The organism is Microcoleus sp. F10-B2, from assembly GCF_036704965.1.
Lineage (GTDB): Bacteria > Cyanobacteriota > Cyanobacteriia > Cyanobacteriales > Microcoleaceae > Microcoleus.
The window spans coordinates 38605-58768 of the sequence record NZ_JAUBTB010000049.1 but is presented as its reverse complement, the minus strand read 5'-3'; the positions used below and the strand labels follow the sequence as shown (position 1 = coordinate 58768).

The following is a 20164-nucleotide window of genomic DNA, read 5'->3' as shown; positions in this document are numbered from 1 at the left end:
ATTTCAGCCTAAAAGTGTTTGGCTTCCAAGTTTTCACAACTGATAAAGAAATCCGACCCACATCTGCGGAATGTGGGTTTTAATGGTCTTATAAATATTTGTGAAAATCCCGAAAATCCCGAAAATGGCGATCGCGAAACAGTCACAATATATTTGAGCGTTAACAAAGTTATTGACAATTTCATTGTGACTGTTTATCCTTGGGGTCACGACTTCAAGATTCTCATTGATGAACCCAGACACTTTGAAGAAGCTTATGAATACATTTTTGATACACTCAAATCAGCTTATACGGGTGTAAGTCTGTTACCGTCAGAACCCGATCCTGTACCTTTTTAATCACTCAAGTTCTTTCTCTAAACATTTTTTACTCTTGCTTTTTTATTCATTCAACTTCTTGCCTAACTCTTTGATGCCAGAGGGAAACCGCAGATGAATGCAGATGAACGCAGATACTTTTAAAGATATGAGAGCGAAGGGCTTCCATTCAAGTCTAATATTTACCCGTTAAATCCGGTACATTGATCGTTGCCGAACTTCTTTTCCAAAAAGTATGAGTCCTAAGTTTTGGATTCCAAGTTTAGCAAAAAACTCAAACCTCAAAACTCAAGACTCAAAACTCTCTCAGCCTAAAAGCCGATCGATTCAGTCGATCGCCCGACACAAATAATCGTGTCAGGACAGAATCAATTACCGGCGGCGGTAAGGAACCATCGTCTCAATGTTGATATTTGCCAAAGGCACGCGCTGCGGCGGAGTAGCAGGCGTAGATATATTGCGCGCCATACCCAGATAATTTGCCGGATCGCCAGCCTTCGCTTGCTGCTCTTGAGGAACAAAACGGCGCACGGTTGTCTGCCAAATCATTTGGGGGAAGCCTAGCTGCGAGCGGTGGTACTCACCGTAGCGAGGTGTCTTCAAGTTGAAAGGCGTTTCGCCTCCAACTCGCTGAGGCAACACCCGCCGCTGCTGGTAAGGCACTGTATCGTAGCCGAACTTTTCCAGGTACTCATCGCTATTGATCAACTCGTCAATAAAGCCTTGAGGCCCCTTAGTGGCTACTACGATCGACCAAGCAATCTTTTCGCGCTCGCTATAAACATCCCGGCCCAAAATGCGCTGCACGCACATTTCCACAAATCGGTAGTTGCTGTTAGTTTGGTAATTCCGCTCCAAGAAAGGAGCCGAAGTCGCCAAACCGCGAATAAAATCCCGCACCGTAATTTGGCCGAACTTTAGTTGCGACTCCAAAAACTTTTGGCGGTTACTCTTGAGGATTTGGTGTTCGCTGTAAATCTGACGATATCCAGCCCAAATCAAATTTTCCATGTCCCCGGACGAGAGCACATTTTCAGTTGTGAAAATTCTAGCTTGCTCGTCGCTCCCCACTTCATAACCAGCTACGCGCTGGTTTTGGCTCTTGGGGGCGTAGTTTATCAAAGGTAGCGCCACGTTAAAATCTCCGTTATCTCAAATTTCAGAAATAGTTGACACTGCGATCGGTCAGCATGATGATACAACTAACCAACATACAGATTAGGGGATTCCCGCAATCTAAATCTGATTTTCCTGAATTTTTGCAACAATCTGTAACATTTGTTGATTTTGGGGAAGGAAGAAGGCCCTTCGGCGAAGCTGAGCGGGTAGAGCGAAGCAAGTAGAGGGCTCTTCGGGTTCGCAAGCAGGTAACAATAGGACTTGCGCGTCGGGGCCGGTGCGAAACCGGGTTTTTTACGCCCGCGTGCGGTCTACAACCCGTCTTTTCGTAAAAAAACCCGGTTTCTCAACAATCGCGCGTAAGTCCCATAACAAGCAAGAAGAGGCAACACGGCAATATCTGCCAAGCGCCGACTGCCAACTGCCAAATTACCAACCCAAAGCTGAGTAAAACTCGGTGGTGACTGCCTTATCCTCTGCTGCTTGCTTCGCTGCATCCGAGTCTGGTTTGACGCGAATTTCGGTGCAAAAAGTCGAAGTGCTGAAACCCCCAAAGCGCTTTACCGTACTCGTCCGCATCCGCACGTTCGGATTAGCAAACCAAAAACGCTCGATCGAACTCATCGTCTCGTATTCGGTAATCAGCAGCAGCCCATCCTCATCATCCATCTCAAAACGGCCCGCTACCGGCACAATTTCCGCATAGCCGCGTTCCCGCAACATCAAACCCTGCCGCGGATTTTCAGGATCGGGGACGATCGCGAACACCGTAGAGCCCTTGTGATTCTCATCATCCTTATCCCACGCCATCGAGCCGTGCCAAGTCACAAAAGCCCCCCCAGCAGCCCGGCTCGGATCGACTTCGTGCATCTGGCAAATCTCGGCGATGCGCGCGTCATCCGCACCCAGCGCCGTTACCTGAATATTTGAATCCCCTATCTCCGCTTGACGAAAAGCCAGGTGGTGAGTGCTGCGCTGCGAGCGCCACTCCCCAGCACTGCTCTGAAAAAACTCCATTGCATCCATACAAACTATCTCCTTTGGCTTAGGCTTCCCGGTCTTGACGCCTTTTTATGATAATGCTCCCCCCACTTAGATGTACTTTTGCTACACAGATTAGTCTCAAAATGTGTACTTTGGACATATTGTCAAGCGAAAGTTATGATAGTTTACAATGTAGGAGACACAACAAATCCTGCGAAACGTCATTTCGATCGATCTCAGCAAACTGGAGGAGCGATTATGGATATGCCTACAACCAGTCTCAGCATGGAACAGCAGTTTAAACTGCAAGTGCTACGCGAACAAGTCAAAAGCTTAAGCCAAGACCAAGCTCAGGAATACTTGCTAGAAGTTATGCGGCAAAATATGGTCAAAGAAAACCTGTTAAAACATTGGATGAAGAATATGTGAACTCTTCAACATTTCTTGACAAAAATCAGTGCCTTGTATCTGCAAAAAGTACGATCGAGCTTTTAATCATAAAATCCAGAATCCCGCTTTCTCCAAGAAAGCGGGATTCTGGATTCAGAAAAGTTTTACGCAGCTTTTTTTGTCGCTACCATACTCAGCAAATTAAATGTTTTTAGTCTTTAGAGAGGGACGACAGTTTGTGTAGCGCGATTGTTTCAAGCTGTCGGGGCATCAACCAAAACGGCCGCTGACATAATCTAAAGTAGACTCTTCCTTCGGACTTTGGAAAATTACCTCAGTCTTGTCACACTCCACAAGATAGCCAAACCGCTTCCCATCGTCAGAAAGTTTAGCATTGAAAAAAGCAGTCAGGTCAGAAACCCGAGAAGCCTGCTGCATATTGTGAGTAACGATCACAATCGTATACTTTTCCTTGAGTTCCCGCATCAACTCCTCAATCTTAATCGTAGAAATCGGGTCAAGAGAAGCGCAAGGTTCATCCATTAACACTACATCAGGATTAATCGCGATCGCCCTAGCAATACACAAACGCTGCTGCTGACCACCCGAAAGAGAAAAACCGCTTTGCTTCAACTTATCTTTCACCTCATCCCACAAATAAGCTTGGCGGAGCGACTTCTCCACCAGCTCATCCATATCCCCCTTATAATTGTTCACCCTCGCACCGTAAGCAATATTGTCATAAATCGACTTCGGGAAAGGATTCGGCTTTTGGAATACCATCCCAATCTTCCGGCGCACCTCTACAGCATCAATATCAGGAGCGTAAAGATTTTGACCGTAGTAATCAATTCTACCCTCTAAACGAAAACCGTTAACTAAATCGTTGAGGCGGTTAAAACATCGCAGAATTGTACTTTTACCGCAGCCAGACGGCCCGATCAAAGCAGTAATGCGATTTTTAGGAATCTCCATACAAACATTTTTAACTGCGTGAAAAGCGCCGTAAAAAATATTGATATTCTCTGTGCGTAAAATTGTTTCCGTTTGCTTGTCTAAATCCATCATCATACAGGTAAAAATCCTCTCAAATTTTACTCAAGACCTGGGTTACGTTCGACCTTCACCATAAGTGCATGAATGCCTTTTTAAAACTCACCCTTTAATACACTTTTTTGTGAGTAGCCCAGCGAGAAAGAATACTCGTCAGCAAAACCATAAGCACCAAAATCAAAGATGCCGCCCAAGCCAATTCTTTCTGTGCCTTAAAAGGAACCGTTGCAAAGTTGTAGACCAAAACCGAAAGACTCGGAGTTGGCTTATCAAATCCTGCCGGCCAAAAAGGCGAATTCAGCGCCGTGAAAATCAAAGGAGCAGTTTCTCCAGCAGCGCGAGCAATTGCCAGCGTCACACCCGTTAAAATAGCCGGAATTGCCGCAGGCAAAACCACCTGCAACACCGTTTGATAATTAGAAGCACCCACACCAACCGACGCCCATCTAATATCTTGCGGGACGATTTGTAGAGCTTCGTCAGTAGTCCGCACAATCGTGGGCAACATCAGCACAGCCAGCGCCGCACCCCCTGCAATTGCCGAAAAACCTCCCATATTTACCACGAACAAACCGTAGGCAAATACCCCGGCAATAATCGAAGGAACGCCGCTGAGGACATTAGTAGCAAAGCGCACCCAGCGAGCTACTTCGCCGCTGCTGAACTCCGACAAATAAACTGCTGCCAATACACCAAAAGGAACAGCAATTAAAGAAGCTATTCCCACCGTCATCAATGTACCGAGAATTGCATTAGCAATCCCGCCTCCCGACAGTCCGGGCGGCGGTGGCAGCTTGGTAAACAAGTCTAAATTCAGGCGATTGAAACCTTGTACGGTGACGTAGGAAAGCACTGCAAACAAAGGCAGCAGAGTGATTGCCAGACTAGCTCCAGCCAGTACAGTCATTGCCAGATTAAACAGCGCTTGCGGGCTGTTTTTAACCTTTTTCAAACTGCCTGTTTTCGATACCAAAGGATTCTCGTCGGAGACGCTATTTGACATAAACTAAAACTATGTAGGAAATGGCGGCAAACTTCTAGTTGTACTTTGCTCTTACTTGAGAAACAATCCACTCTGCCAAAATATTAACAATCAGTGTCATAATAAACAGAATTAGCCCAGTGTACATCAGAGCTGCTACTTGCAACCCCGAGGCTTCCGCAAACTGATTTGCCATCAAAGAAGCAATAGTATTTGCAGGAGCTAGCACAGAAAGACTCAACTGATTGGAATTGCCAATTAACAGAGTTGCAGCCATTGTTTCTCCCATAGCGCGACCGAGCCCGAGCATAATTCCGCCGACAATGCCGGAAAAAGCCGCCGGTACGAGCACTCTAAAAATTGTTGTCCAGCGAGTTGCTCCCAAACCTAGAGATGCTTGTCGCAATTCGGGCGGGAGACTTGCCAAAGAGTCGCGGGAGATAGCAGTAATAATGGGCAAAGTCATGATTCCCAAAATTACTCCGGCTGGTAACATTCCCGGGCCCACTGGCGGGGTGCTAAAAATCGGCAGCCATCCGAAAGTGCCGTTGAGAAACTTGCCGAGAGTGGTAATCATGGGAATCAATACAGCAATTCCCCACAAACCGTAGACTACGCTGGGAATGGCGGCTAAAAGTTCTACTAAAAAAACTAAAGCTGTGCGCACTGGCAGTGGCAAAAAATCTTCGCTCAAGAAGATGGCAGTCCCTACTCCTAATGGTACTGCAATTAGGAGCGCGATCGCCGAACTGACGATCGTCCCGTAAATCATCGGCAGCGCACCGTACTCTTCTTTAACCGGATTCCAGCTACTGCCAAACAGAAAGCCCAAACCGTACTGTTGAATCGCCGGTAAAGCCCGATAAGCAACGGTGAGGGCGATTACCAGCAAAATTACACCAACTCCTATGCCCAAAATCCGCGTCAGCCAGATAAAGCCTTGGTCTAAGGATTTTTCTGCCCCAGAGCGCGATCGGCTCTGCGATCGATCGCTGTTACTATCTGAAATCATAGAAAAAAAAACCAAATATATAGTAGCGGAAAATAGTCTGTTTCGGAAAAAGCTAGAAGGAAGCAGAAAGAAAGACCATAAATAAAATCAAAGAGGGGCGGGTTGATTAATCCCCTGACTTTTCAACAAATATTTCTGGTCAAACCTGACCCTTGTATTTTGAAAGAGGTAAATGGCGATTTACCGTTGGGTGGGGCGGGTTTATCAGATTATTGATTTTAGGCAATTATGGTTTGTGAAACCCGCCCCTACACAGATGCACCGATTGTTACATAGAAGAGGGGCGGATTTATTAATCCCCTGACTTGTCAACAAATATTTCTGGTAAAACCCGCCCCTACAGAAATATCTCTCTTTTTTTCTTCCCTCTTCCGTCTTCCTTCTTCCCTCTTCCGTCTTCCTTCTTCCTTCTTCCCTCTTCCTTCAATTGCTATTTGGCAACCTCAATCTTGTAGTCTGGGCTGATGCCGTCAGCGGCCGCGGCTACTTTTTCTTTAACGTTTTGGGGTAGAGGAACGTAGCCCAATTCGGAACTAACTTTTTGACCTTCATTCAAGCCGTATTCAACCATTGCCTCAATGGTTTTGGCTTTGTTGGGGTCAGTAACTGTTTTGGGGACCAGCATCCAAGTGTAGGTGACTATTGGATAGGATTGAGCGCCTTCGGGGTCTTCGATAAATGCTCGCAGGTTTTCCGGCATAGGCACAGTTGCTAAAGCTTGAGAAGCTGATTCGTCGGTAGGTGCGACAAAGCTGCCTGCTTTGTTTTCCAAAGATGCAAATTTGACATTGTTGTTTTTGGCATAGCCGTATTCTATGTAGCCGAGGCTGCCTGCGGTTTGCAGAATTTGGGCTGTGACGCCTTCGTTGCCTTTTGCGCCTACGCCTACGGGCCACTGTACTGTTTTGCCGTCGCCTACTGCACTTTTCCAGTCGGGGCTGATGGCACTCAGGTGTTTGGTGAAGACGGCGGTGGTACCGCTACCGTCGGAACGGTGAACGATGGTGATGGCTTGGTCTGGCAATTTCGCGGTCGGGTTGGCTGCTGCAATTTTGGGATCGTTCCAGTTGGTAATTTTACCGGCGAAGATATCTGCGTAAACATCCCGTGGCAGTTTCAGTGGTTCGGTTAAGTCTGGCAGGTTGTAGCCGATGACGATGCTGCCGGCTGTCATGGGCAGCAAGATTACGCCTTTGTCTGCTGGAACTTTGGCGATTTCGTCGTCTTTCATGCCGGTGTCGCTGGCCCCAAAGTCTACTGTGCCTTTGGTAAATTGTTCGACTCCGGCGCCGCTGCCTACTGATTGATAGTTAATTTGTACTTTGGGGTTGATTTTGTTGAAGTCTTGAAACCAACGCTGGTACAGAGGGGCGGGGAATGAGGCGCCGGCTGCGGTGATGGCTACGTCTGAGGCTAGGGCGAGTTTGGTGTTTTCCGCTGTGCCGGTGGCTGCAACGGGGGAAGCGCCGGGGGATGCTGCGGTGTCGCCGCCGGGGCTGGTAGTGCCGCCTGTGGGTGTGCTGGGACTGCTGCAAGCTGCTACACAGAGGGCGATCGCCATGGCAGAAATTGCTGTAGTCAGACGGTTTGGATTAATCAAGTTGAGACGAAAAAGCATAGGTATAAAAAATCTGCGATCGTTATAGGGGTGTCCCGCATCAGCATAGCGCGCAAAAGTAAAGGTTAGGTTAAGAATCTTTACACTTAATCCCAATTTAATATTAATTAATATTATGAATGTTATTTATGAGCTTGACAAATGTGAGTTTATAAGGTATGAAGCAGATAAATTGGTACGGAAACAAGCATTCGATCGCCCGATCGCGAAAAATTCCCGATTAAATTATCACAATATGCTGGTTTAAAAACCAGAAAACCATACAATGGTGGTTGTTTTGACAGTAGTGCTAGTATTAAAAATTTAAAAGCCGCAGGCATTCAAGCTTGCATCTGACGAATCCCTTCTGCCTTCAACCTTCTGACGAATGCCGTTTGATGATAATGCCTGCTCCTATTGAATTAATCTGGGCTTTTATTGGTTTGCTCCTGACGATAGGAGGCACTTTTTTGCCTGCATCTGTCACAATTCCGATCGGGTTGTGGGACGATCGAGGACTTCAGGCATACTCTTTAGGTGTTACCTATCAAATTGGAGCCGTCTTGCTAGTAGGCTGCATGGGGGGGAAAAATGCTGCGGCTCTCTCGCAAATTGCTTATTTGGCATTAGGATTAACTTTGTGGCCAGTTTTTTCTCAAGGCGGTGGCATCGGCTATCTCAAAGAAGCGAGTTTTGGGTATTTGCTGGGTTTTGTGCCTGGTGCTTGGGTATGCGGATGGGTGGCTTTTAAGGTGGCTTCGCGGCTCGAATCTATGGCTTTTAGCTGTTTGTGCGGTTTGTTCACTGTTCACGCGATCGGCTTAATTTATCTGATTTTTACTTACTGGCTGCCTCCGGCAAAAAAAACACCTTTATTCGATGAGATTCTTAAATATTCCGTTTATCCTCTGCCGGGACAATTGGCGGTAGTTTGTGCGATCGCAGTGCTGTCATTTACTTTGCGCCGCTTGATGTTTTATTAATTGCGAAGGAAGAAGGAAGAAGGAAGAAGGAAGGAGGAAGAAGGAAGAAGGAAGAGGTAATATCATGTCCGGTCGAGCGACCGCGATTTTTGTAGGGGGTCCCCTCACCAACAATACCTGCCACCAATCTCCCATCTCAAAAACCCGCCCCGACCGGGATATTATGGTTAATAGATCGGACATAATATAACTGGTAATTGTGCAAAATAAGGTTATACTATACATTGCCCAACGGGAGAGTCATCGCGCTGCGGCTGGGATTGCTTTTATCCACTCGATTCTGCTCGCAATGACAAGTGAGATTAGAGTAAATTCTCTCATGCCCGATGCCCCATTTTCTATTGCTTAATTCATGCGTTTTAAAAGAAATCCCTTGTTCTGGGTTGCTGCTGTTATCAGTTTAGTTTTAGACCACCTGACTAAGTTTTGGGTGGTACAAAATTTTGACTTGACGGTTCCTCCGCAGACGCAGCCGCTGTTACCCGGGGTGTTTCACTTCACTTATGTTGTTAATACTGGTGCCGCTTTTAGTCTGTTCAGCAATGGCGGGGCGATTTGGTTGCGGTGGCTGTCTTTGGGCGTTAGTGTGGGATTGATAGTGCTGGCTTGGTTCGGGCCGCGAATTAACCGCTGGGAACAAGCTGGCTACGGTTTGATTTTGGGGGGAGCACTGGGGAATGGGATCGATCGATTTGTTTCGGGCCATGTTGTAGATTTTATCGATTTTCGGATCATTAGGTTCCCGGTGTTTAATCTGGCAGATGTGTTTATTAATGCTGGGATTGTCTGTTTGCTGATTGCAACTTTTCACAGTGCACCGCCGACTCCGAGAAGTCAGGACGATCGCGATTCTATTTCACACTAACTTTGAACAAGTCAATCGATTTTAGATTTTAGATTTTAGATTAACCCACCCACGGGCTGTACCGTTCTCAGGTTTATCGGATGCCGAGCTTTTTTTGCCGATCCACTGATGAATCCGGCGGCCCCGCAAGCAATTGCTTTCGGTCATTTGTCAGTTGTCTGTTAGCAGAAGGTACAGGTGTCAACTTCAGGTTAGAGTCATTTATGAGCTATAATTAGATTTTTTATTGCTAAGGCTAAACTTGCCCGCGATCAAAAGCAATTTGGTCACAAACTCCCGGATTTATCCGTAGGATAAATTCCCTAATCTAAAATCTAAAATCTAAAATCTAAAATCGGATGACTCCTAATCCATTTGCTCAAGAACGCTTACTATTTGCCCCAGCAACCCCCGATGCTGATGCTATCCCGACTATTTTTGCTTTTCCCAACGAGTACACTGTTGGTATTACCAGTCTCGGCTATCAGATAGTGTGGGCAACTTTGGCTGTGCGATCGGATATTGAAGTGGGCCGTTTATTTACTGATATCCGCGAACAACTTCCCCGACACCCAGAGTTACTGGGATTTTCGCTTTCTTGGGAACTCGACTATGTAAATATTCTCAATTTATTGGAAACTCTAGAAATTCCGATTTGGGCTTCAAAACGAACTGATAATCATCCGATCGTATTCGGGGGTGGCCCGGTTTTTACTGCGAATCCAGAACCTTTTGCCGATTTTTTTGATGTGATTTTGCTGGGAGATGGCGAACATCTCATTGACAATTTTATTGATGCTTGTAAAGAAGTCCGTACCGCCGACAGACAAACTAAATTGCGGCATTTAGCCCAAGTTCCGGGAGTTTACGTCCCCAGTTTGTACGAAGTAACTTATCTGGATGCGACTGAGGGGATTAAATCGATTCAGCCTGTCGATTCTGGAATTCCCAGTGTGGTTGAAAAACAGACTTATCGCGGCAATACTTTATCTGCTTCCACTGTGGTGACAGAAAAAGCGGCTTGGGAAAATATTTACATGGTGGAAGTGGTTCGGAGTTGTCCAGAAATGTGCCGTTTTTGTTTGGCAAGTTATCTGACTTTGCCGTTTAGAACTGCGAGTTTGGAGGGTTCGCTAATTCCGGCGATCGATCGCGGTTTAGCTGTGACTAATCGTTTGGGTTTGTTGGGTGCTTCGGTCACTCAGCACCCGGAATTTGAAGCGTTGCTGGATCATTTGAATCATCCGAAATACGACGGCGTGCGGCTGAGTCTTTCTTCGGTACGGACGAATACGGTGACAGTTAAGCTAGCAGAAATTTTGACCAACAGAGACAGCAAATCTGTGACAATTGCGGTGGAAAGCGGGAGCGATCGCCTCCGCAAAATCGTTAACAAAAAACTCACAAATGACGAAATTATTCAAGCTGCTATCAATGCTAAGGCTGGAGGATTAAAGGGAATTAAACTTTACGGAATGGCGGGAATTCCCGGCGAAGAAATGGAGGATTTAGAGGAGACGGTGGCGATGATGCGGGCGATTAGAAAAGCTGTTCCCGGTTTGCGGTTGACTCTGGGATGCAGCACTTTTGTCCCGAAATCTCACACTCCTTTTCAGTGGTTTGGAGTGAATAAAGATGCGGAGAAGAGGCTGAAGTTTTTAGATAAAGAATTGCGGAAGTTAGGTTTAGAATTTAGACCTGAAAGCTATAACTGGTCTGTGATTCAGGGTTTGTTGTCAAAGGGCGATCGGCGGTTGTCTCGGCTGTTGGAATTAGTGCGGCATTACGGCGATACTTTGGGCAGTTATCGGCGGGCATTTAAGGAGTTGCGGGGACAGTTGCCTGAGATGGATTTTTATGTTTTTCAAGAGTGGGATTTAGAGCAGGTTTTGCCTTGGAGTCATTTAAAAGGGCCGCTACCGGAAGCGACTTTGAAAAAACATTTGGCTGAGGCTATGAGTCATACAACACGACAGCAAAATCAAGAATGTGAGAATTCACTAAGTCGCGTTTAGTAAATTAGATTATAATAGTGTCATGCGTGTCATTAGCCGAAAACGACTAAAAGAATTTTGGGAAATACACCCCAATGCTGAAACAAGTCTGTTGCTGTGGTATCAGCGTAGTTGTGATGCTGAATGGCAAAGTTTAGTAGATATTCGTAAAGTATTTCCTTCGGCTGACTTAGTAGGTAACTTTACGGTATTTAATATTGGTGGCAATAACTATCGGTTAATGGGTTTTATCGATTATGAATACCAGATAGTGTTTGTTCGCTGTGTTTTAACTCATGCAGAATATAATAAGGAGAACTGGAAAAATGACGGCTGGTTTAAAAACTCCTAGTAGCTACTATATTGAGATAATCACAACTTTTCCACCGCGTCCAATTACTTGTGAAGCTGAGTTAATCGCAACACAAAATCGGATTGATTCTATTGTGAGTCGGAGCAATCTCACGCAGGACGATCGGGATTACTTAAACGTGTTGGGTACTCTTGTTTATGATTACGAACAAAAACACGAGCCAATGCCAGTCTTGAAAGGTATCGCACTACTGAAAGCATTGATGGTTGAGGACAATATTCAAGAAAAAGATTTGGTTGATATTTTTGAATCCGAGTCTTGGGTATCTGAGATGATGGATGGAAAGCGGGAACTGACGGCGAGTCAAATTCAAAAGTTAGCTAAGTTTTTTCATCTTTCCCCTGTGGCATTTCTTGAGTATAATTAATTCCCAGGATACAGGGATGAGTGACGCATTATAATATAATTATGCCCGAAGTCCAACCGAGAGAAATTCAGCGTTATACTACGCCAGACAACAGAGTGCCTTTCGAGGAATGGTTTAATGTTCTCCGAGATGGCAAAGCTAAAGCTAGAATTAGGTTGAGATTAGACAGAGTTCAACTCGGCAATCTCGGAGATTATCGATTTGTTGGAGAAGGAGTCTATGAATTAAAAATAGATTATGGCCCTGGATACCGAATCTATTTCGGACAAGTCGGCACAACTGTTATCCTGCTTTTAATAGGCGGGGATAAAAGCACTCAAGACCGAGACATACAGCAAGCTATCAAATACTGGACTGATTACAGGAGTGAAGATAATGCCTAAAAGTTTACCTTATCATCCCTTTCTAATAGAATCTCTCAAAAAGCCAATAGATTCTGCGATGTATCTAGAGGCTTTTTTTGAAGAAGAAAACCCGGAAACCGAACTGCTAAAAATGGTACTTAGCAATGTAGCTGAAGCTCTAGGTCAACCAAAAATGACTCCAGAAGAATATGAATTGCACTTAAAAAAACTGGATGAATTGCTATCGCTACAAGGAAGTGATGCGATTTACAATCTGGGAACTTGGCTGAATGCTTTGGGATTGAAACTAACTGTTGCTGTTTGTACTGATACAGAGGATAATACTGCAAATGCTGAAACGCGATTCCCTTCGGGATAGCTTCGCTTCACGCACTTAACTGTCTAGCCCAACGATACAATGCCCAATTTTAAATATTCGTCGTTGATTAATGCCACCGTTGAAGCAGTCTGGAACTTTCACGAAAGGCCCGACATTCTGCAACTTTTGACTCCGCCTTGGCAACCGGTGAAAATCATTCGCCACGAAGGAGGACTTGATGTGGGTGCTGTATCAGAATTTCGCCTGTTATTGGGGCCGATTCCTGTAAAATGGGTGGCGACTCACACTGAGTGCGAACAATATCGCTTGTTTGTTGACGAACAAACTGAGGGGCCGATGGCAAGTTGGACTCACCGACACGAGTTTACCTCAGAAAATGGCAAGACTAGATTGACAGATGCGATCGCATTTTCGATTCCGGGCGGCCCGATTGTCGATTTGCTGTTAGGTTGGTGGGTGGAAATGCGGTTAACAGATATGTTTTGCTATCGCCACGAAGTCACAAAAATTGAGTGCGAAAAACATCCAAACAACGCCTGAATATTACTGTACCTTCTGTGGTGAAGCGAGTACAATTTTTGTTGATATCGGCGTCATATTGAGCAATCTTAGGATCGTCAATTAAATAATTTCCCTTTTTTCTTGTGGGATGGGCTCTCGTAGCCCGTCTATCGGGGACGGGCTACGAGAGCCCATCCCACAACAGTCATGAAAAGTGGATTTTATTTAATTCTCATCCCTTATATCGAAGATTTTTAAGTTTACTTTCGCCAGAATGTTCTGTATTTCAGAATAGATGAATATCTCTCGCGTGCATCTATGTTTGGCAAATAAATCAAGTATGACCTGTCAGATTGGAACACCGAAGTGAAAGCATAGATGAAATACTCCTGATTGCACTGCGAAACCGATAGTTTGACCCCGATTCCAATCCTTTTAGCGTTGATTAACTGTTTCAGAACAAGAGTGAAATCAGGGATTTTTATTGATAGTATTGATAGTCAAATATTGGGTTCTGATTCTAAACAATTGCAAAATATTTTAACTTTTTTGGTCAGGTGTTTAAATAAATTCATAACTTCATTAAGTTTCCCTGCTTACAATAGACTTTATTCAAAAATAAATAGTTTACGGATATGTCTTAAATTATCATGTAATTTTACCCTCAAAAAATATGAGCCAACTCCCGGGATAGATAGAAAAACATTGATGCGAGACTCAAATTTTTACAATATATTGAGAGTCGCACCTGGGAGATTTGAGCGGCTAAAATTTAAAGTAGATTGAACAAGCAAATTATAACAGGTAGTCCTGACTATTCAGGACTACCAATTCGGTGAGGGGCAATTGTTATCGGGTACTCTAAAAATCAATGACGTTGGAAAGTTCATCGAAAAACAGCGATCGGATGATTGTTCGCGATTGCTAGGCGTGAGAGTACCGGCTGCAAGCAGACGGGGACGAAGACTCATATTTTATTGCCAAACTCCTGTACCGCAACAGCGAAGTTGGTACATTTATATTTTTTTTGCGCCTATCTAATTAGCCGCAGGATGTGGTATCATCTAAAATATAAACCTTAGATAAAATTAGTCATATATTTTAGAGTAATTCAGAAATTTTTTATCTAGTTAACGAAATTTTAGAAAATCAGGGTTAAATCTTAAACAAAGAATGATAGTTTTAGCGAAACTACCCGAACAATTTACTTTCGCACAGCGTCAAATACTATATTGTTAAGAGAGGTTCAATATTTATGAATATCAAGGCAAATTATAAACTAATAGAAAAAATTAATGAGGGTTCAAAGACAGTAGTTTATCGCGCAGAGAGGAGGGAAGATCAGACTGCTGTGATTATCAAAGCCCTGATCGCAGACTATCCTACTCTCGAAGAGATTATGCAATTGAGACATGAATATGAAATCTCCCGACATCTCAATTTAGAAGGTATTGTCAAGCCCTATGGATTGGAAAATCATCATCATGGTCTAGCACTGATATTGGAAGATTCAAGAGGAGAAGCCCTCAAAAACTTTTTGAATGGTCGTCAACTTGAACTCAAAGAGTTCTTAAAAATTGCTATTCAGTTAGCAGATACTCTGGGTAAGTTGCACGATCGCAAAATTATTCATAAAGATATTAAGCCGACAAATATCATCATCACTCCTGCTACGCTAGAAGTAAAAATTACTGACTTTAGCATTGCCACGCGCTTGTCTAGAGAAACCCAAACACTCAGCCATCCCAATTTACTAGAAGGCACAATCGCCTATATCTCGCCAGAGCAAACAGGGCGGATGAATCGCTCAATTGACTATCGGACAGACTTTTACTCTTTAGGTATCACATTCTATGAAATGCTGTGCGGTGAATTACCATTTAATGCTACAGATCCGATGGAATTAGTTCACTGCCACATCGCGAAACAGCCGAGTCCCCTCTGGGAAATTATGGCAAAAAAGCAAAACAGCAGACTTGAAATTACGAGCGATAATCCCACATCTAAACTTCAAAATAATAAGATTATCAAAGCAATTTCTTACATAGTGATGAAATTATTAGCCAAGACTGCTGAGGATAGATATCAAAGTGGTTTTGGTCTGAAAGCCGATCTAGAACAATGTCTAAATCAATTACAACAAACTGGTCAAAATTCTAACTTCATTCCGGGTGAGCGTGATAAGTCCGGTCAATTTCTGATTCCACAAAAACTGTACGGACGAGAAACACAAGTAGCCAATCTAATTGATGCTTTTGACAGAGTTAGCGCTGGAACAGCCGAGATCGTGCTAGTTTCGGGTTACTCAGGAATAGGTAAATCTTGCTTAGTTTATGAAATTCACAAACCCATTGTCGGAGCAAGGGGTTATTTTATCGCAGGTAAGTTTGACCAATTTAAACGGAATATTCCCTATGGAGCCTTAATTGAAGCTTTTGAAGAACTAATTCGCCAAGTATTAACAGAAAGCCCGGAAAAAATCCACTTTTGGAAACAGAAGATTTTAAATGACTTAGGCAAAAATACTAGAGTTATAATTGACGTTATTCCCGAATTGGAATTGATCGTTGGCGAGCAACCTGAAGTTTCTAAATTAGGAGCAAGTGAATCACAAAACCGTTTCAATCTTGCCTTTAAACAATTTATTCATGTTTTTACCCAAAAAGCACATCCGCTAGTTTTATTTTTAGATGATTTGCAGTGGGCAGATTCCGCTTCTTTGAAATTGCTTCATGTGCTGCTAACTGACCGAGATAGCCAATATTTATTGGTGATTGGAGCCTATCGAGATAACGAAGTCAGCCCAACTCATCCTTTAATGCAGACTTTAGATAGTATTTATTCAAGCGGAGCAATAATAAATAAGATCGTCCTCCAACCGTTGACACTTAGTACAGTAAATCAATTAGTTGCTGACACGTTGGGTGACAACTGCTCATCACCAGTCCCCCCTGTTACTTGTTTTTCCGAGCAACACGGAGAAATTGATCGAGAAAGTTTGCTTGCTAAAAACAATAACCATGAAATAGAAAATTGCCAGTTATTAGCTGAGTTAGTTTACAATAAAACTCAAGGCAATCCCTTTTTTCTAACTCAATTTCTTACCTCCCTTTACGCAGAAAAACTGTTGAGATTTGACTTCAGCATTGGCAGATGGCAGTGGGATATGGGGCAAATTCAAAGTGTTGCGATCGCAGATTATAATGTCGTAGAGCTCATAGCCAGAAACATTCAAAAACTGCCTCCAGATACCCAGAAAGTTTTAAAGTTAGCAGCTTGCATTGGCAACCGATTTAATTTAGAAGTTTTAGCAATAGTAAGTGAAAAATCTATATCTGAAACGGCATCTGCTTTGTGGGAGGGGCTTCAGGAAGCCCTAATTTTACCCATCGGGGAAAGTGCTTATAAACTTCCTTTACTCTTCAATAGTAATGAATCATTGGTAATGGGTAGTGGTCAAGGAACCCAATCAGAAATTAATACTTACAAAGTATCCTACAAATTTTTGCACGATCGCGTGCAGCAAGCGGCTTATTCTCTGATTCCTACTGAACAGCAAAAAACTACCCACCTGAAAATCGGCCAACTACTGTTGCACAATACAAATCAAGACGATCTAGAAGAAAATGTCTTTGATATTGTTAACCAGCTCAATGTGGGATTAGAATTCATTACAAAGCAAGAAGAAAAATACCAGCTTGCTCAATTAAATTTAAGAGCTGGTCGAAAAGCCAAAGCAGCGACAGCTTATGAAGCTGCTGTCACGCTACTAAAAGTAGGGTTAGAACTCTTAGCAGAAAACAGTTGGCAGAGTAACTATGACCTGACGCTCGGACTCTATGTAGAAGCGGTGGAAGCGGAATATCTTACTACCAATTATGAAAGGTCTGCAACTCTTGCTGAAGTTGTTCTGCAACAAGCTAACACTCTGCTCGAAAGAGTGAAAGTATACGAGCTACAAATCCAGTTTTATATGGCTCAAAATCAGATGTTAAAAGCCATTGATACTGGGCTGTCAGTGCTGGATATGCTGGGTGTCTCTTTGTCGAATGAAGCGGGTGAGGGTGGTTTTGTCGTTGAGTTGCCTTCTATTGAGAATTTGGAAAACATCCCAGAAATGACAGATCCATATCAATTAGCAGCCTTGCGGATAATGATGAGCGTTATTTCTCCTGCTTCTACAGTGAAGCCCGATCTTGTGCCGCTACTTGTGTTTACCCAAACGAAACTCTGTGTTGAACAAGGTCATTCAGCGCTGGCAGCTTTTGCCTATGTTTTTTATGGCAATTTTATCTATTCGATAACCGGAGATATAGATGCCGGATATCATGCAGGTGAGCTAGCTTTAAAGCTCTTGGATCAATTTAACGCTAGAGAACTTCAATGTAAAGTCGGCAATTTATTTCATGGTTTGATCAGACCCTGGAAAGTTCATGTTAAGGAAACATTAGCATCTCTACAAGAGGGGCTGCAAAGTGGGCTGGAAACCGGAGATATAGAATTTGTTGCCTATAACGCTACTATTTATTGCACTCACCTGTTTTTGATTGGGGAGAAATTAGACATTGTAGAGCAGCAACAAAGGCAATATCTTGATTTAGCACTGAAACTAAAACAAGACTATTCTATCTATTACATTAAAATATTTCACCAGCTAACGTTAAATCTTCAAAAGGAAGCTAAAGATCGATGTCAATTGATTGGCGAGAGTTTTAATGAAACACAAATATTACCTATTTTTATTGAAACTAATAATGGAATTTTGTTGTTTTTTACCTATTTGGTCAAGACGATTCTATTTTATTTGTTTAAAGAACCTCAGAAAGCTTTTTCCAGCGCCAGTTTAGCTGCAGAACACGCAGTAAGTGTGATGAGTATGGTAGTTTCTGCTACTCACAACTTTTATTATTCGCTGGCTCTCCTTGCTCAGTATCCCAATGCTTTAAGATCGGATCAACAAGAATACCTGGTGATTGTAGAAGCTAATCAACAAAAAATGCAGAAATGGGCATTTCATGCCCCGTGTAACTTCCAGCATAAGTATGAGCTTGTGGAGGCGGAGAAAGCACGCATTCAAGGACAAATTGTAGAAGCAATGGAATATTATGACCGAGCCATAACGGGAGCCAAAGAACAAGGATATATTCAGGAAGAAGCACTAGCATCGGAACTAGCAGCCGAGTTTTATTTCTCCCTCGGCAGAGACAAGTTTGCTCAAATTTATCTAACACAAGCTTACTACGGCTATATTCATTGGGGAGCTAAAACTAAAGTTAAAGATTTAGAGTCTAGATATCCTTTGGTATTTTCCGAGATGCTGATGCGAGAATCCACAGGCATAGAGATTAATAGAACAACAACATTGACCACGGGAGGAAGTTCGGCGGTTTTGGATTTGTCCACTGTGAACAAAGCATATCTAGCCTTGGCTGAAGAAATAGTTCTTGATAAGTTGCTAGATAAGTTACTTAAAATTGTGATGGAAAATGCTGGAGCTACAACAGGGTGCTTGATCTTAGAAAAAGATGGAAAATTAGTGATAGAAGCTACAGGTGTTGTGGATAGAGATGTGGTTGTATTGTGTTCAGAATCATCAGTCGAAAACAGTGAGAATCTGCCGATTACCATAATTAATTATGTAGGCATAACTAAAGCAAATGTGGTTTTAAATGATGCCTCAGTGTCACAAAGATTCATAAACGATCCTTACATCCTAAAAACAAAACCCAAGTCAATATTATCTATGCCTATTATTAATCAAGGCAAGCTGATAGGTATTCTTTATTTGGAAAATAATATAACAACTGGTGCCTTTACAATGGAGAGGCTGGAATTATTAAAAATACTTTCTTCACAGATAGCTATATCCCTTAAAAATGCGATGCTCTATGGGAGATTGGAAACCGCTACTCAAAACTTGAAAACAGCTAATGAACAATTAGAGGATTACAACCAAACGCTCGAACAAAAAGTAGAAGAGAGGACTCAGCAGTTAAAAGAAAAAAATAGCCTGCTGAGAGAACAAGCAATTCAACTTGAACTTACCCTAAAAGAATTGCAAGCGACACAGACTCAGCTAATTCAAACTGAAAAAATGTCAAGCCTGGGGCAAATGGTTGCTGGTATTGCTCACGAAATTAACAACCCAATTAACTTTATCTACGGCAATCTTACCCCTGCTCGTGACTATTTTCATGATTTGCTGGGGTTGCTGAATCTCTATCAGGATCAATTGCCTAATGCAACTCCTGAAATTCTGAATTTTGCAGAAAGTATCGATCTGGAATTCTTAATTTCCGATTTTCCTAGGCTGCTTGAGTCGATGCAGCAAGGGGCCGAACGCATCCGCCAAATTGTCTTGTCGCTGCGGAATTTCTCGCGATTAGATGAGGCGGAAATGAAACGAGTAGATATCCATGAAGGGCTCGATAGCACTCTGCTACTGTTGCAAAATCAGCTAAAAGCTAAGCCCGACCATCCTGGGATTGAAATTATCAAAGAGTATGGCGATCTCCCTCAAATAGAATGTTACGCCGGCTTCATGAACCAAGCATTTATGAATATACTCAGCAATGCAATTGATGCTATAGAGGAATCATTAGCGACTTCTCCTATAGCATCAAGGGCTAAGAAAAAATCACAAGTTCGTATTCGTACTATTGTTATAAATAGTAACAAAGTAGAGATTCGGATTGCTGACAATGGAGCGGGGATGACAGAGGAAGTAAGCCAGAAGATTTTTGACCCTTTCTTTACTACAAAACGTGTCGGCTCTGGCACTGGTTTGGGATTGGCTATTAGCTACCAGATTGTAGTAGAAAAACATCATGGTAGGCTGACTTGTATTTCCGCTCCTGGACAGGGAGCAGAGTTCGTGATTGAGATTCCTCTCAAGCAGGGAACTGAGCGCTTGGGGGGGGCTAAAGCCCAACTACCTACCTGACTTAAGGGTTGATTCAAAGG

Annotated in this window: 17 protein-coding genes; 11 read left to right on the top strand and 6 right to left on the bottom strand. The window is 43.3% G+C overall.

The genetic code is table 11. The annotated features are described in order from the left end of the window. Nucleotides 1-72: 72 nt before the first annotated feature. Nucleotides 73-339, top strand: coding sequence for a hypothetical protein (locus QUA99_RS19495; protein WP_333239839.1), 267 nt, complete (start codon nt 73-75; stop codon nt 337-339). 351 nt (nt 340-690) lie between these two features. On the opposite strand, the gene QUA99_RS19490 is transcribed toward QUA99_RS19495, so the two are convergent. Further along, complete coding sequence (locus QUA99_RS19490) at nt 691-1452, bottom strand: phycobilisome rod-core linker polypeptide (protein ID WP_333239842.1); 762 nt, start codon at nt 1450-1452, stop codon at nt 691-693. A 414-nt stretch (nt 1453-1866) separates the two neighbouring features. After that, complete coding sequence (locus QUA99_RS19485) at nt 1867-2463, bottom strand: phycobiliprotein lyase (protein WP_333239844.1); 597 nt, start codon at nt 2461-2463, stop codon at nt 1867-1869. A 135-nt stretch (nt 2464-2598) separates the two neighbouring features. Between QUA99_RS19485 and QUA99_RS19480 the strand changes: the two genes are divergently transcribed. Further along, nucleotides 2599-2850: an NblA/ycf18 family protein gene (locus QUA99_RS19480; RefSeq protein ID WP_445251031.1), complete on the top strand. Its 252-nt coding sequence runs from the start codon at nt 2599-2601 to the stop codon at nt 2848-2850. A gap of 231 nt (nt 2851-3081) precedes the next feature. Here QUA99_RS19480 and pstB read toward each other — a convergent pair whose 3' ends face one another. The 4 genes from pstB to pstS form a co-directional block, all read right to left on the bottom strand. Then, nucleotides 3082-3882 (bottom strand): phosphate ABC transporter ATP-binding protein PstB, encoded by an 801-nt coding sequence (pstB, locus tag QUA99_RS19475; protein WP_015176818.1) that lies wholly within the window; start codon nt 3880-3882, stop codon nt 3082-3084. A 91-nt stretch (nt 3883-3973) separates the two neighbouring features. After that, complete coding sequence (pstA, locus tag QUA99_RS19470) at nt 3974-4867, bottom strand: phosphate ABC transporter permease PstA (RefSeq protein WP_333239846.1); 894 nt, start codon at nt 4865-4867, stop codon at nt 3974-3976. 34 nt (nt 4868-4901) lie between these two features. Continuing rightward, on the bottom strand, nt 4902-5858 hold the full coding sequence (gene pstC / locus QUA99_RS19465; RefSeq protein WP_333239848.1) for a phosphate ABC transporter permease subunit PstC: 957 nt from the start codon (nt 5856-5858) through the stop codon (nt 4902-4904). A 430-nt stretch (nt 5859-6288) separates the two neighbouring features. Then, complete coding sequence (gene pstS / locus QUA99_RS19460; protein ID WP_333239850.1) at nt 6289-7476, bottom strand: phosphate ABC transporter substrate-binding protein PstS; 1188 nt, start codon at nt 7474-7476, stop codon at nt 6289-6291. A gap of 383 nt (nt 7477-7859) precedes the next feature. On the opposite strand from pstS, the gene QUA99_RS19455 reads away from it, so the two are divergent. The 9 genes from QUA99_RS19455 (at nt 7860) to QUA99_RS19415 (ending at nt 20144) form a co-directional block, all read left to right on the top strand. Then, nucleotides 7860-8438 (top strand): biotin transporter BioY, encoded by a 579-nt coding sequence (locus QUA99_RS19455; protein ID WP_333239852.1) that lies wholly within the window; start codon nt 7860-7862, stop codon nt 8436-8438. A gap of 352 nt (nt 8439-8790) precedes the next feature. Beyond that, nucleotides 8791-9303: a signal peptidase II gene (gene lspA / locus QUA99_RS19450; RefSeq protein WP_333239854.1), complete on the top strand. Its 513-nt coding sequence runs from the start codon at nt 8791-8793 to the stop codon at nt 9301-9303. 338 nt (nt 9304-9641) lie between these two features. Then, nucleotides 9642-11297 carry a radical SAM protein gene (locus tag QUA99_RS19445; protein WP_333239856.1) on the top strand — a complete coding sequence of 552 codons (1656 nt, stop codon included), beginning with the start codon at nt 9642-9644 and terminating at the stop codon, nt 11295-11297. Between the two features lie 22 nt (nt 11298-11319). Continuing rightward, on the top strand, nt 11320-11628 hold the full coding sequence (locus QUA99_RS19440; RefSeq protein WP_333239858.1) for a type II toxin-antitoxin system HigB family toxin: 309 nt from the start codon (nt 11320-11322) through the stop codon (nt 11626-11628). After that, nucleotides 11603-12016 (top strand): transcriptional regulator, encoded by a 414-nt coding sequence (locus tag QUA99_RS19435; protein ID WP_333239860.1) that lies wholly within the window; start codon nt 11603-11605, stop codon nt 12014-12016. Before QUA99_RS19440 ends, QUA99_RS19435 begins: the two co-directional genes overlap by 26 nt. A 41-nt stretch (nt 12017-12057) precedes the next feature. Further along, a complete protein-coding gene (locus QUA99_RS19430; protein ID WP_333239861.1) occupies nt 12058-12399 on the top strand; it encodes a type II toxin-antitoxin system RelE/ParE family toxin in 342 nt (113 codons plus the stop codon). Continuing rightward, nucleotides 12392-12739 carry a transcriptional regulator gene (locus tag QUA99_RS19425; protein ID WP_333239863.1) on the top strand — a complete coding sequence of 116 codons (348 nt, stop codon included), beginning with the start codon at nt 12392-12394 and terminating at the stop codon, nt 12737-12739. Before QUA99_RS19430 ends, QUA99_RS19425 begins: the two co-directional genes overlap by 8 nt. A 39-nt stretch (nt 12740-12778) precedes the next feature. Beyond that, on the top strand, nt 12779-13240 hold the full coding sequence (locus QUA99_RS19420) for an SRPBCC family protein (RefSeq protein ID WP_333239865.1): 462 nt from the start codon (nt 12779-12781) through the stop codon (nt 13238-13240). 1216 nt (nt 13241-14456) lie between these two features. Further along, entirely contained in the window at nt 14457-20144 is a 5688-nt protein-coding gene (locus QUA99_RS19415; RefSeq protein WP_333239867.1) for an AAA family ATPase, read from the top strand. Nucleotides 20145-20164: the final 20 nt, after the last annotated feature.